The organism is Solitalea lacus, assembly GCF_022014595.1.
GTDB classification, from domain to species: Bacteria; Bacteroidota; Bacteroidia; order Sphingobacteriales; family Sphingobacteriaceae; genus Solitalea; species Solitalea lacus.
This window is the reverse complement of the sequence record NZ_CP091740.1, coordinates 3757191-3769698: the sequence shown is the minus strand read 5'-3', so window position 1 is coordinate 3769698 and position 12508 is coordinate 3757191. Positions and strand designations below refer to the sequence as shown.

Sequence of the window (12508 nt, the reverse complement as noted above, 5' to 3'; positions counted from 1 at the left end):
CAATGGCTTTATGATAAATGTTTTGAGGATTAACTTATTTAATTTCGTAACTGCTGAGTTTTACAATGTGCTTTTCAGCATTGGCAGAAATGTCGGAATAGATAAATCCTATGTTCTTGGCATAATAATATGAACCATTGCTAATCTCACCATAGCCAGGCAATGAAAGAACCATTGATACCCTAATCACATTCTTATAGATTTTATTATCTATTTTAAAATCTATGCCTTTTTCTTTGATAGTGAATTTGTATTCGGCATTTAACTCAACCGGTGATCCTTCAGGTTGTAACTTTATAGTTGAGCTCCATGTGTGATTAACAGGTTGGTTGTCTTTTAAAAAAATCAGTGAAAAAGGGTTTAAGCTTTGAATGTCATCGTCAAACATTCCATTTCCTGTGTACTGGCCATTGTTAACGTTTATGTAGAAATTACCCGAAACGCTGTTGTTGAATGCATGGAAAGATTTTCCTCCAATAGAGGTTTCTTCATTCAAAGAAGTAACAATGTAATTTTCTGTGCCGGTGTACACCCATTTAGAGCCTGGTGTCAAAGGCTGATAACTGCCGGTACTCTCTATAGGGGTTTCTCCTCCTCCAGTTGCAGGTTCTCTGCCCTCCATGTACTCCCATTTGTCTTCACATGCCGTTAAACTTATCAGCGCAATTGCTATTGCTAGAAATCTTTTTTTCATGAAATGATGATTTGGTTTTAATTATTATTATCAGCTTTAGGAAAAAGCCTGCTGTAATTACTTATTACGAATGCTTTATGAAATTGGTTGCAATATTATTTCCTTTTAGTTAACAATAGTTGGCCTTAGGTGTAATTTATATTAATCGACTGCATTATCGGGTTATTGTATTATTTTCGCATTTTATAAATCGGTATTAAATGGAAACAATTAAAAATGGTAAAGTTGTTAGTATTTCTTACACACTTACTAATGATAAAAACGAAGTGCTTGATCAGTCGCAGCCTAATCTTCCTTTAGAATATCTTCATGGAAGCTATAATATTATTCCAGGTTTAGAGAAAGAACTTGAAGGTTTGAAAGTTGGTGATGCTAAAAAAGTTACTGTTTCACCAGCTGAAGGTTATGGAGAGTTGAATAATGATTTAATTTTTGATGCTCAGCGTCAAAACTTCCCGCCTGATGCTCCCCTTGAAGTAGGAATGCAGTTCCAGGCAAATGGAGAAAGCGGTCCAATGGTTATTCGTATTGTTAACATTGAAGGCGACACTGTAACAGTTGATGGTAACCATCCACTGGCTGGTGAAACATTGCATTTTGATGTTAAAGTTGAATCGCTGCGTGATGCTTCTCAGGAAGAAATGGATCACGGTCACGTACATGGCCCTGGTCATCACCACCATTAATCAATTGATAAAAAATAATGACAGTCGGCAGAAACAACTGTTAATGCCGACTGTTTTCATTCTTGTTCCGCCAGGATTCAGGGTTTGCTTATGTCCGGATTACGTTTAATTCTACTTCCATTTTCATTAGTTTACGGTTTAATTATAAAACTGCGAAACCTGTTTTACGATAAAGGCTGGTTTAAATCACACAGCTTTGATTTGCCTATTATTGCTGTGGGCAATTTGGAAGCCGGTGGTGCAGGGAAAACGCCAATGATTGAATATTTGATTAGGTTGTTGGGAGATAAGAAGAAAATTGCAACCATAAGCAGGGGATATGGAAGGCGTACCAAAGGCATGATCATAGCAGATGGAACTTCCACTGCCGAGCAAATTGGCGATGAGCCAATGCAGTTTAAGCAAAAGTTTTCTGCAGTAAGCGTAATTGCCAGTGAAAACAGGGTAAAGGCCATTAACGCTATAAAAGCTGAACATCAGGTAATATTACTGGATGATGCTTTTCAGCACCGTAAAGTAAAGGCAGGATTCACCATTTTGCTTTTAGATTATAACCGCATTGGTGAGCGATCATTTATGCTGCCGGCGGGTAACATGCGGGAGGGGAAAACAGAAATGAAGCGGGCTGATGTGATTGTGGTCACCAAGGCTCCCAAAATATTCTCCCCACTTGATCAGCGCATTGTAGAGGCGAAGATCAGGCCATACTTTGATAAGGAAATCTTTTACTCCTACATTAGTTACGGAGAATTAAAACTCCTGCATCCGAAGGAAAATGTTAAAGAGTATCAACTGAGTGACATTAATCGTAAAACGGAGATTATTCTTTTAACAGGTATTGCCAAAACACGGCCTTTGCTGGACTTTCTTGAACTTAAAACCAAAAAAATTACGCATCTTCACTATTCAGACCACTATAAGTTTGGACTTAAGGATGTTGCAAAATTGGCTGAAGTATATAATGCTAATTCATCGCTGCAAAAAGTAATTATTACAACTGAAAAAGATGCGATGCGATTGCTTTCACCATCGCTGCAGCAAGAAGTTGAGCAATTGCCTATTCATTATATCCCGATTAAAGCCGAAATTTGCGATCGCTTTAAGCAGGATTTTGATAACAAGATTTTAAACTATGTTGGATAAGTTACGTACTACCGTTGAGCATATTGAAAAACGTATTGAAGGCTTTAAACCTGAAATCGGAATTGTTTTAGGAACCGGATTAGGCAAGCTGGTTGAGGATATCGACATTAAATATGAGTTGATGTACTCCAATATCCCTAATTTCCCCATTTCAACAGTTGAGTTTCATGCCGGTAAACTGATATTTGGAACCTTAAATGGTAAAAATGTGGTTGCCATGCAGGGCAGGCTGCATTATTATGAAGGTTATTCGATGCAACAAATCACTTTTCCGGTGCGGGTAATGAAGTTCCTGGGGGTTGAGCGTTTGTTGATTTCCAATGCTTGCGGATGCTTGAACCCTGATTACAGAAAGGGTGATTTGATGATTATCGACGATCATATCAACCTTTTGCCTGATAACCCCTTGCGAGGGCATAACTACGATACGCTGGGGTCTCGTTTTCCTGATATGTCTGCCCCATATGATAAAGCAATGATAAAAAAGGCGGAGGAGATTGCCGCTGCCAATAATATTGTAGCTCATACCGGAGTTTATGTGAGCGTTCCTGGGCCAAACCTGGAAACGCGTGCCGAATACCGTTACCTTCGTATAATCGGGGGAGATGTTGTTGGTATGTCAACAGTACCTGAAATTATTGTTGCCAATCATATGCAGGTGCCGGTTTTTGCTATTTCGGTTATTACAGATGAAGGTTTCCCTGATGCATTGGGTAAAGTTTCGTTAGACGAAATCGTAAAAGTAGCCCAGGAGGCAGAACCTAAAATGACCTTAATTTTAAAAGAGCTGATATCATCATTTTAAGCTTTGAAGAACTTTATACGCCTTTTTTTCGCTTGTTTATTGTTTCCGGTTTTAACTAATGCACAAATAGTTAATCCCAATGATCCTTCGCGCCCCCCATTTGGACGCCAAGACACAGTTAAAAAAACTCCCGAACAAGGAGAGGGTGGGCTAAAAGATTTTTATTCTCGGAAAGATTCTGTAAAGAAGTTTTACGCAAAGTCTATTCGTTTTGCTGAGCCTCGCCAGTTTGATTTAGATACTATTGCTTATTCACGCTTAGATACCTCTATTACTGATTACCAAAACTACAGTCTGTTTTACAGCAATAATAACTATTATCTTAATGTAGGTAATTTAGGGTTGGCCAGCAAAAACATGTATCAGCAGTTTGGTAGTAAACTTGGGTTTGCAACAGGACAAAGTGCATTGAGTTTATACGAATTCAAGCCTGAACGTGTGAATTATTACCGCGTGTACTCTCCTTATACCGAAGTAACCTGGGTCAGCGGATTTGGTAGTGAAAGCTTAATTGATTTTATTCATACTCAAAATATAAAACCCAACTTAAATATTGGTTTTCAGTATAGCTCAATTGGATCTGAGGGTTATTATCCCCGCCAGAGGCCAAAACATAACTTGTTTTCGGCATGGTCATGGTATCAGTCGCGCAATTTGAAATACAATATTTTAGGCAACGTTATTTTTAACAGTTTGAAGGCCCCGGAAAACGGAGGTTTGTCTAATGATAGTATTTTTACGGTACCTACAAATAAGCAGCACGAGTTTGAAAGCATTTATTTGAATGATGCCTTGACAACGTGGAACAATTCATCGGTTTATTTAAAACAATCATATGTAATTGGTGCCCGTGATACTAATGCAGTAACCCAGGCAAAAGTTTTTAAATCGCCTTTTTCAAAAATTACCAATTCAATTCAGTTTGATCAAAGGGAATATAAATTTGATTACAACTATGTTCCTTATAATGAATCCTCTTTGCAGGGAGATGTTTTAACGCCATCGCAATACTTTTCTCATATTTATATTGATTCATTACAAGCCAGGGATAGGGTAAAGGAGAAACGTTTCAGAACGGATCTGGATATCAGTTTGTTTGGACGTGGTCGGAATGAACGTTTTAACCTGGGAGGAGGTATAGCATTTGAAAGTGTTAACTATAATCAGCATGCTCTTGATTCTGTCTTTTCTAATAATACGCAGACAGGATTCCAAGACTCAGTGTATTTAAGTAAATCCATTAACAATGCTCTGTTAAAAGGACGGGTTGGTTTTTCACTTGCAGCAAACATTGATCTTGATATTAGAGGTCAGTATGTATTTGCAGGTTTTAACTCCGGAGATGTGTTGTTAGATGGTACGGCAACAGTTTCTTTAAGCGAAAAAGTTGGTAAGATAATATTGAAAGCGGTTATTCAGAATTCGGAGACACCCACTATTTACAATCAGTACAGTTCAAACTTTCATAGGTGGTCCAATAGCTTTTCAAAAATAAACAGCAACTTGCTTTCGTTTACCTATTCTAATTCAGTTACCAGAACACGCTTGTCGGCTCAGTATAATCTTATTAATAACTACGCATATTTTGGTAAGGTTGGTAACGAAATAATACCTCAGCAAAGTGGAAAGTTGATAAATATTTTACGTCTATCGGCTGATCAGCTCTTCAAGTTTGGAATGTTCAGGTTGGCAAGTCATTTCACCTATCAGGCCAATAATGCACAGGAAATTATTCCTGCTCCGGATTTTTACACTTATCAGAGCTTCTATTATCAAAATAAATTATTCAAAGTTTTAGATTTCCAGATAGGGTTTGATGCTCGTTATTATACCAAGTTTAAATCTATGGGGTATGCTCCGGAACTTGGGCAGTTTTATGTCGCTGAGGGAACGCGTGAGGTTGGAAATTATCCGATTGTGGATGTGTTTTTGACAGCAGGCCTGCGCAGGACCCGATTCCTTATAAAATATGATTATTGGAATCAGGGCTTGAATAAAAAAGGTTATTATACCGTTGATAAGTATGCCATGCCAGACGCTCAGTTTAAGTTTGGATTGAGCTGGAGATTTTATGATTAGAACGTATTAATGCATTAATTGCAAAGAACCAAGAGTAGCTATACATTCTTTAGTGCTACCCTTGGTTCTTTTTTATTATTATTCTTTTAAGATAAGCATCAGGTTTTCTGTTTTTTCTTTTTCGCTGCCGGGAATAGTACGTTATTTAAGATTAAACGATATCCGGGAGAGTTTGGGTAAAGATTCAAATCGGTGGGGGGATCGCCTACCTGATGACGATAATCTTCAGGGTCATGTCCTCCATAGAACGTCCAGGTTCCTTGACCATATTCGCCGTGAATGTATCTCGCTTCATTTAATCCTTTGTTTTCTCCCATAATCAGTACCTCCGGTTTAATCACTTGCTTTCGGAATGCTGTAGTTTGCCCCATAAACCCTTTAATGATTCGGGTATGGTTTTGAGTTAACATGGTTGGTACCACATCCCATTTTGCCGAGAACTCAAACAAGGTAAATAAATCATTTGCTTCGTCGGTTGTTCGCAGAGGAGGCACGTCAATGTCAGCGAATTCATAATTGTATGGGTTCATATCAACCCTGAAATTTTTAAAAGCAAAAGTTTTGCTGAAATCAAGTTTATTGTTCGCTGCAGGGTCGGCAGGGTCTCCGTCAAACATCGACTCGCAAATGTCGATACCCTCGGCCGCTAGTGCAATATCGAAACTGTCGGTTCCGGAGCACATGGAAAACAGGAACCCTCCACCGGTGGTAAAATCACGGATGGTCTTGGCGACAGCCAGTTTCATCTCCGACACTTTTTTAAAGCCTAGGGCTTGTGCCGTCTTTTCCTGAAGGGCTACATCCTGCTGGTACCATGCCATCATTCTGAACTGGGCATAAAAACGACCATACTGCCCGGTGAAGTCTTCGTGGTGCATGTGTAACCAATCGTATTTAGGAAGTTCTCCTTTTAAAACATCCTCATCGTAAAGTGTTGTATACGGAATTTCTGCATAGGTAAGCACCAAGGTTACAGCATCGTCCCAGGGTAATTTGTTTTTGGGAGAATAGACGGCAATTTTGGGCATTTTCTCCAGCTTTACTACATCAGTATTGGATTCAGGATCTGCTATTTCCTTTAAAATAGAAGACACCTGCAAATCTGGCAATAACTCAAAAGAAACTCCTCTAATCCTGCATTCATTTTGAATTTGCTGACTGTTCTCCACCAGGAAACTGCCGCCTCGGTAATTAAGCAGCCAGTCTACGGTAATTTGCTTGCTGAGTATCCAGTAGGCAACGCCGTATGCTTTTAAATGGTTCTTTTGGTTTTCATCCATCGGAATTAATATGGATGAGGCTATTGAGCAATAGCCCCAAAAAACAAACAGCAAGGTTAGCAATGACTTCTTCATGCTCAAATTTAATTATTGGAATTGATTATCAATAGTTCAATGGAGGTTAATGCAATAAATTTAATTGATTAAAACGGAAGCATATTTCATTGGTTGAATGGCTAATATATGAGGGAACTTTTTCGTATTTTTGCGACCTTATTTATTAACTGACGTAAAAAATGGTTAAAGCAATAATTAAAACCGAAAAGGGTGATATGAAGGTGGAGTTTTTTGAGAAAGATGCTCCAAAAACTGTTGCCAACTTTGTAAAATTAGCCAAAGAAGGTTTCTATGACGGAGTAACATTCCACCGTGTTATTCCTAATTTCGTTGTTCAAGGGGGATGTCCATTCTCTAAAGATCCGGCTACGGCATTCCGTGCAGGTACAGGAGGTCCAGGCTACCATATTGATTGTGAATTAGATGGGGATAATCAATACCACGACCGTGGTGTGTTATCAATGGCGCACGCTGGCCGTAATACCGGTGGATCTCAATTCTTCATTTGCCACAGCAGAACCAATACCGCTCATTTAGATCGTAATCACACTTGTTTTGGTAAAGTGGTAGAGAATGTTGATATGGTGGATGATATTCGCCAAGGAGACAAAATTTTATCGATAGAAATAATTGAAGAATAAAACCGATGTCGGAAGTCTGAAATTTGATTACAATTTGTTTCCAGATTTCAGGCTTTAAACTTCATATAACAGAATTATGAACTTAAGAGGAATTGTTGCTGTTTCGGGAAAGCCCGGATTGTACAAGGTAATTGGGCAGAATAAGGCCGGTTTTGTACTAGAATCGTTAGACGAAGCAAAAAATAAAACCGTAATTAATGGTAATGCCAAGGTAGCTGCTTTGCAGGAAATTACTGTTTACGGACAAGCTGAAGATCTTCAGTTAAAAGAAATAATTGCTAAAATGGGCGAGAATCTTGCAGGTGTTCCTGATGCCAAGGCAGATGGAAAAGTATTGAAAGATTACTTTGCTGTAGTAGCACCTGATCATGATACTGAACGTGTTTACGCATCAGATATTAAGAAAATTGTAAGCTGGGTGAAAATTTTGTCGGCTTTGCCATTGTGGAATGAAGCGGATCCAGATGCTGAAGCTGCTTCTGATGAAGAGGTTAAAGCTGAGGAGACTGCTACCCCTGAAGAAGCTCCAAAGAAAGCTAAAAAAACAAAAAAAGCAGAGTAAAACTCTGCTTTTTTAATGTCCTGACTTTGGCTCAAATAGCGCCGATACACTTTGTTACGTTCAATGGAATGTTTTTGTGTTGCGTGTTTTCCCATCTTTGAACAAAGTTAATTGCAATGGTTAAAACCAATAATACAACAAACAGTGTAAAACTTACTGTTTTTTTCCTTTCCATGTTAAGGCATATTGGTTCCATTTCAAAATAATTGTTTGTTTAGTTAGTTATTAGTTAAGTTGAATAGCCTAATTAATATAAAATAATTGTTATAGTCAAGTTATCTAAACAAAAAGAATATAAAATAGTATACAAATTATTCATGATGATAAGGCTCCCCTTTTAAAATGGTATATGCTCTGTAAATTTGCTCGACAAAGAACAAACGTACCATTTGATGAGAAAAAGTCATTTTGGATAAACTGATCTTTTCATTTGCCCTTTCATAAACGGTTTTGTCGAAACCATATGGCCCTCCGATAATAAAAACAAGGTTTTGTACGGCCCTATTCATATACTTGTTAAGTTGATCGGCAAACTGAACTGATGAAAAATCTTTACCTCTTTCATCTAATAGCACTACATGGTCACTAGGAATTAGGTGCTTGAAAATCAAATCACTTTCTTTCTTTTTTTGCTCTTCAGCAGAGAAGTGTTTCGTATTTTTCAATGCTGGAATTGTGATAATGTTAAAATTGATATAATGTTTCAATCGTTTCTCATATTTATCAATACCCTCAATAAGGTAACTGTCTTCTGTCTTTCCAAGTTGAATCAGCGTTATTTTCATTTATATTTTCAGAATGCTAATAAATCACAATAATATCACCGGCCTTTTTAGCGGTTTGTAGAGCAAATTTACACCTTCAATTAAATAAATTGGTTTGCTTTTTTGGTGCTATTTGAGTTTTGATACACAGACTTAATGGCCATAAAATTCCAAATTAATCTGATTGTTATTGACAATAAAAAAAACTTGGGGCTTGTATTTTGAATGAAGTTTACTTATTTTGCAAAATAAATACGAAATAAGCCATGTTGCTTGAATTTAAAGTCTCCAACTATAGATCAATCGGCGAGGAGCAGACGATAAGTTTAATCCCTGCGCCAAAACAAAAAGACCATCTCCAAAACATTATCACAAAAGGGCGATACCAAGCGTTAAACGCTATATCACTTTATGGACCAAATGGTGGAGGTAAATCAAACATTTTAAAAGCCATGAGTCTTTTGGACAGATTGGTTCATGTTTCCGCCAGGACATCATCAACGACTCGCTTGCCATATGATCCTTTTCTTTTGCGGGAAGGTTGGGAAGACAAACCAACAGGATTTGAAATCTCTTTCGTCATTGAAGAAAACCGTTATCGTTATGGATTGGAGTTTACAGCAAGTGAAATTAAAAAAGAATGGTTGTTTCGCAAATCGGCAGGAAGAGAAGTTAATTTATTTGAACGCGATGGAGAAATTATTGATGCCAGTTCGGGTTATAATGGCTCAAAAAAAATTATTGATGCAGCGATTGAAGCAACAAGAATTAATGCATTGTTTCTTTCTACTTGTGACATTCTAAATGTTGAAGAAGCCAAAAGTATCATGCAATGGTTTAGACACTTTAGTATGATTGACGGACTTAATACTGAATTTGAAGAAATCAAAACAGTTGAACTTTGGGAAGAAAAGGATTACAGAGAAAAAATAAAGCAATACTTGGCATTATTAAGTTTAAATATCGTTGATGTAGACGTAGCAACAAAAGATTTTGAAGAATCTGAATTGCCAGACGACATGCCTAAGAGTATGAAGTCCCAATTAGCAAAGTCACTGAAAGGCAAACAGAGTTATACGGTTTTTGCAAAACATCGCATGTATGATGATAACGCTTTGCCAACAAACAAAACACATAGTTGGAAATGGGAAGATAGAGAATCATCGGGGGCAAAAAAGGCATTTCACTTAAGTGGACCTATCTTATGGGCATTGGCTAACGGTGGTGTTCTTATCATTGATGAAATTGAAGCCAAATTACATCCAGTTATGACTTTGAACACAATTGATGTATTCTTAGACAAAAAAAGTAATCCTAATAATGCACAATTGATTTTTGCAACTCATGATACAAACCTTTTAAGTTATTCAAATCTTAGACGCGACCAAATTTGTTTTGCAGAAAAAAATCAATGGGAAAGCACCGAAATATACTCTCTTTCTGACTTCGTTTATTTCGGAGAGAAAAATGGTGAGTTCAAATCAGAAAAAGAAAGACCTGACACTGATAAAGAAAAACGCTATTTTGAAGGTAGGTATGGTGCAATTCCAGCATTGGGTAATTTTCAAAAATTTATTCGTAATACCCAATGGCAAAGCGAGGAGTATTAAATAAAACTAAACTTAAAGAAAGAGAGAAACGACCAATTCGTTGGCGAAAGTATCCTCATTTATTTCTCATAGTATGTGAAGACGGTAACACTGAACCAACTTACTTCCGAACATTTGAAAAGCATATTCCCGAAGAAACAATTTTTCTTAGAGCAGTTGGAACTGGTAGAAGTGCTAAGGGAGTTGTTGAACAAGCAATCCTTGAACGTGCAAAATTAGCAGAGGAAGCGAACAAAAATGTTGATGAAGTTTGGGTGGTATTTGATAAAGATGATGCAGAAAAAGTTCCTGCAAATACTCTTCGGTTTGTTGACGCATTTAAAATAGCACAAGAAGAAAAAATGAGAGTTGCTTATAGCAACGAAGTCTTTGAGTTGTGGTTATTGCTTCATTTTAGTGATGTAAGTTCAGCTAAACCAATTCCACGTGCTGATATTTATTTAAGTTTGGAAACAGCAATAAAATCTTTTGAATCTCATAAGCTGTTTGTTTACGAACATGGAAAAGCAGAAATAATAGATGCGCTTATTGAATTGGGAAGTGAAACAAAAGCAATTGAACGAGCAGAGAAACTTTTAGCCGAACAAAAAAGCAAACTACCTATCGAAGCTAACCCAAGCACGACAACACATATTTTAGTTAAGCGATTAAGAGATCTTATTGATTGGTATTCTTATTCACCAGAATGACTGTGATTATAACAACACAATCTCAACATAAATGTAGTCGAGCCAGTAACATAATGTGGCCAAAATGGGGAAGCGAACGTGCATTTAATGAATATTCTACAGTTGTTCAACGTGAGTGCTTTTTATGGTTTTGTGCTATAAATCCCCCACTTCGGCAACACTCACCCGTTAGCAGCAAGCAATAAAGCCCTGACATCGAATATAATTTGAAATTAGTTGATGTTGTAATATGAATTATATAATCTTGTACTTTAAGCAAAAAGTATAATGGCAATAGCTATCAATCAATTCCAGTTTTAAAAGATAAGGCAGCTGCTTCTTTTGCAAAAAAGATAGCGATAAATAGTGCCAAAAAATATTCTGTAAATTTTTCTCAACAGACATCTATCTCTGCTAAAATTTTGGCTAAAGCAAAAATTTAGATATTGGGCTTTTTATTTGACAAGTGTACTTTATAAGTATATAATCAAGCTATTTTAGAATCATGTCAACCATTTGACTGTGATAATCTAGATTTAAATGATTTTTTTGCTGATGACTCAATCAACTATTCCTCTGAGCTTCTAGGTGAAAGTTATTGCTTTGCTTTAGACGAAAACCATGAAATCATCTCTGCGCTTTTACTATTCAGAACGATAGTATAAATCCATTAATTTTCCTGCGCCAGCAAGAAAAAGTAATTAAAGATATTTCGAGGCCAAAGAATATGCAGTTAAAACTGCTGTTTTAATAGGACTTTTGGGTGTGCATAAGGATTTTCGAAATGTAGTAGGACACTCTTCCTCTAAAGTTTTCAATGAACTCCTTGATAAGTAAAAAACCTCTGAAAATTGTTCATCCAATTTTCAGAGGTTTTTTTTAGAGGTTGTGCAACAGCACACATTTGCGCAGCGCAGACAACTAATATTTTTACATCACAACAAACTGGACGTCGCAGTTTGCATCGCGCCGAATCGATATACGCACTTCTTATAGAAGAGCAAAGGCTTATCTAGTTGTAAATCGGGCTAGGATGCAAGGCTAGTTTTTTAGCCAAATCAGCCGACATGATCTCATTGAATGCAGAATATGCAGTAATTAATGCTCCTTTAAACAATCCATCGTTTGATTCAATAGCGAAAACCAAGGAAGCATCTTTTGGATCTTTAAGACCTTCCAGTTTATAGTATTCTTTAATTGTAAAGTTTTCAGGAGTAAAGAATAAATTCTCTTCAATTAATTTAATTCCATTGCCCGCTAATTCAAATGTATAATTGTACCCTTTTTTGGTTAATCCTGTTAGGTACTGAAATAATTGAACGAATTTATTCATAGCCGTTAAGTTTAATTTGTAACAGCGATAATAGGATATTTACCTAATAAAACAATGGAAAAAATGAATTTTGTGGATAAATATTTTTAGGTAAGGGTGTTTTGTAAACTATTGTTTTGATTTATAAACTAACTGTAAGATTTGATAACAATCGGATCTTACCTTTAGGAGGTATAGCTAATTGTT

13 protein-coding genes are annotated in these 12508 nt (G+C 36.8%); 8 read left to right on the top strand and 5 right to left on the bottom strand.

Annotated features, from left to right (window positions below):
• Window positions 1–34: 34 nt before the first annotated feature.
• On the bottom strand, window positions 35–694 hold the full coding sequence (locus L2B55_RS16195; RefSeq protein ID WP_237847224.1) for a hypothetical protein: 660 nt from the start codon (window positions 692–694) through the stop codon (window positions 35–37).
• Window positions 695–894: 200 nt separating this feature from the next.
• Between L2B55_RS16195 and L2B55_RS16190 the strand changes: the two genes are divergently transcribed.
• The 4 genes from L2B55_RS16190 to L2B55_RS16175 all read left to right on the top strand — a co-directional run bounded on the left by L2B55_RS16190 (window position 895) and on the right by L2B55_RS16175 (window position 5407).
• On the top strand, window positions 895–1380 hold the full coding sequence (locus L2B55_RS16190; RefSeq protein ID WP_237847223.1) for an FKBP-type peptidyl-prolyl cis-trans isomerase: 486 nt from the start codon (window positions 895–897) through the stop codon (window positions 1378–1380).
• A 90-nt stretch (window positions 1381–1470) separates the two neighbouring features.
• On the top strand, window positions 1471–2523 hold the full coding sequence (gene lpxK, locus L2B55_RS16185) for a tetraacyldisaccharide 4'-kinase (protein ID WP_237847222.1): 1053 nt from the start codon (window positions 1471–1473) through the stop codon (window positions 2521–2523).
• Window positions 2513–3328, top strand: coding sequence for a purine-nucleoside phosphorylase (locus tag L2B55_RS16180; RefSeq protein WP_237847221.1), 816 nt, complete (start codon window positions 2513–2515; stop codon window positions 3326–3328). The genes lpxK and L2B55_RS16180 overlap by 11 nt, the downstream gene beginning before the upstream one ends.
• 3 nt (window positions 3329–3331) lie before the next feature.
• Complete coding sequence (locus tag L2B55_RS16175; protein WP_237847220.1) at window positions 3332–5407, top strand: putative porin; 2076 nt, start codon at window positions 3332–3334, stop codon at window positions 5405–5407.
• A gap of 98 nt (window positions 5408–5505) precedes the next feature.
• On the opposite strand, the gene L2B55_RS16170 is transcribed toward L2B55_RS16175, so the two are convergent.
• Window positions 5506–6762, bottom strand: coding sequence for an asparagine synthetase B (locus L2B55_RS16170; protein WP_237847219.1), 1257 nt, complete (start codon window positions 6760–6762; stop codon window positions 5506–5508).
• A 161-nt stretch (window positions 6763–6923) separates the two neighbouring features.
• Here L2B55_RS16170 and L2B55_RS16165 point away from each other — a divergent pair, with 161 nt between their 5' ends.
• Complete coding sequence (locus L2B55_RS16165; RefSeq protein ID WP_237847218.1) at window positions 6924–7385, top strand: peptidylprolyl isomerase; 462 nt, start codon at window positions 6924–6926, stop codon at window positions 7383–7385.
• 76 nt (window positions 7386–7461) lie between these two features.
• Window positions 7462–7947 (top strand): DUF5606 family protein, encoded by a 486-nt coding sequence (locus L2B55_RS16160; RefSeq protein WP_237847217.1) that lies wholly within the window; start codon window positions 7462–7464, stop codon window positions 7945–7947.
• 31 nt (window positions 7948–7978) lie between these two features.
• Here L2B55_RS16160 and L2B55_RS16155 read toward each other — a convergent pair whose 3' ends face one another.
• Both L2B55_RS16155 and rlmH read right to left on the bottom strand, forming a co-directional pair.
• Entirely contained in the window at window positions 7979–8122 is a 144-nt protein-coding gene (locus tag L2B55_RS16155) for a hypothetical protein (RefSeq protein WP_237847216.1), read from the bottom strand.
• A 136-nt stretch (window positions 8123–8258) separates the two neighbouring features.
• Window positions 8259–8732 carry a 23S rRNA (pseudouridine(1915)-N(3))-methyltransferase RlmH gene (gene rlmH / locus L2B55_RS16150; RefSeq protein WP_237847214.1) on the bottom strand — a complete coding sequence of 158 codons (474 nt, stop codon included), beginning with the start codon at window positions 8730–8732 and terminating at the stop codon, window positions 8259–8261.
• Window positions 8733–8977: 245 nt separating this feature from the next.
• Here rlmH and L2B55_RS16145 point away from each other — a divergent pair, with 245 nt between their 5' ends.
• Window positions 8978–10321, top strand: coding sequence for an AAA family ATPase (locus L2B55_RS16145; protein WP_237847213.1), 1344 nt, complete (start codon window positions 8978–8980; stop codon window positions 10319–10321).
• A complete protein-coding gene (locus L2B55_RS16140) occupies window positions 10300–11010 on the top strand; it encodes an RloB family protein (RefSeq protein WP_237847212.1) in 711 nt (236 codons plus the stop codon). Before L2B55_RS16145 ends, L2B55_RS16140 begins: the two co-directional genes overlap by 22 nt.
• Window positions 11011–12001: 991 nt before the next feature.
• On the opposite strand, the gene L2B55_RS16135 is transcribed toward L2B55_RS16140, so the two are convergent.
• The gene (locus tag L2B55_RS16135) at window positions 12002–12322 is read right to left on the bottom strand and encodes a hypothetical protein (protein ID WP_237847211.1); all 321 of its coding nucleotides are present in this window, start codon (window positions 12320–12322) and stop codon (window positions 12002–12004) included.
• Window positions 12323–12508: the final 186 nt, after the last annotated feature.

Coding starts and splice junctions, on each gene's coding strand:
- L2B55_RS16145 (WP_237847213.1), top strand. CDS start 8,978: ATGTTGCTTGAATTTAAAGTCTCCAACTATAGATCAATCGGCGAGGAG.
- lpxK (WP_237847222.1), top strand. CDS start 1,471: ATGTCCGGATTACGTTTAATTCTACTTCCATTTTCATTAGTTTACGGT.
- rlmH (WP_237847214.1), bottom strand. CDS start 8,732: ATGAAAATAACGCTGATTCAACTTGGAAAGACAGAAGACAGTTACCTT.
- L2B55_RS16135 (WP_237847211.1), bottom strand. CDS start 12,322: ATGAATAAATTCGTTCAATTATTTCAGTACCTAACAGGATTAACCAAA.
- L2B55_RS16160 (WP_237847217.1), top strand. CDS start 7,462: ATGAACTTAAGAGGAATTGTTGCTGTTTCGGGAAAGCCCGGATTGTAC.
- L2B55_RS16170 (WP_237847219.1), bottom strand. CDS start 6,762: ATGAAGAAGTCATTGCTAACCTTGCTGTTTGTTTTTTGGGGCTATTGC.
- L2B55_RS16165 (WP_237847218.1), top strand. CDS start 6,924: ATGGTTAAAGCAATAATTAAAACCGAAAAGGGTGATATGAAGGTGGAG.
- L2B55_RS16190 (WP_237847223.1), top strand. CDS start 895: ATGGAAACAATTAAAAATGGTAAAGTTGTTAGTATTTCTTACACACTT.
- L2B55_RS16195 (WP_237847224.1), bottom strand. CDS start 694: ATGAAAAAAAGATTTCTAGCAATAGCAATTGCGCTGATAAGTTTAACG.
- L2B55_RS16155 (WP_237847216.1), bottom strand. CDS start 8,122: ATGGAAAGGAAAAAAACAGTAAGTTTTACACTGTTTGTTGTATTATTG.
- L2B55_RS16180 (WP_237847221.1), top strand. CDS start 2,513: ATGTTGGATAAGTTACGTACTACCGTTGAGCATATTGAAAAACGTATT.
- L2B55_RS16140 (WP_237847212.1), top strand. CDS start 10,300: ATGGCAAAGCGAGGAGTATTAAATAAAACTAAACTTAAAGAAAGAGAG.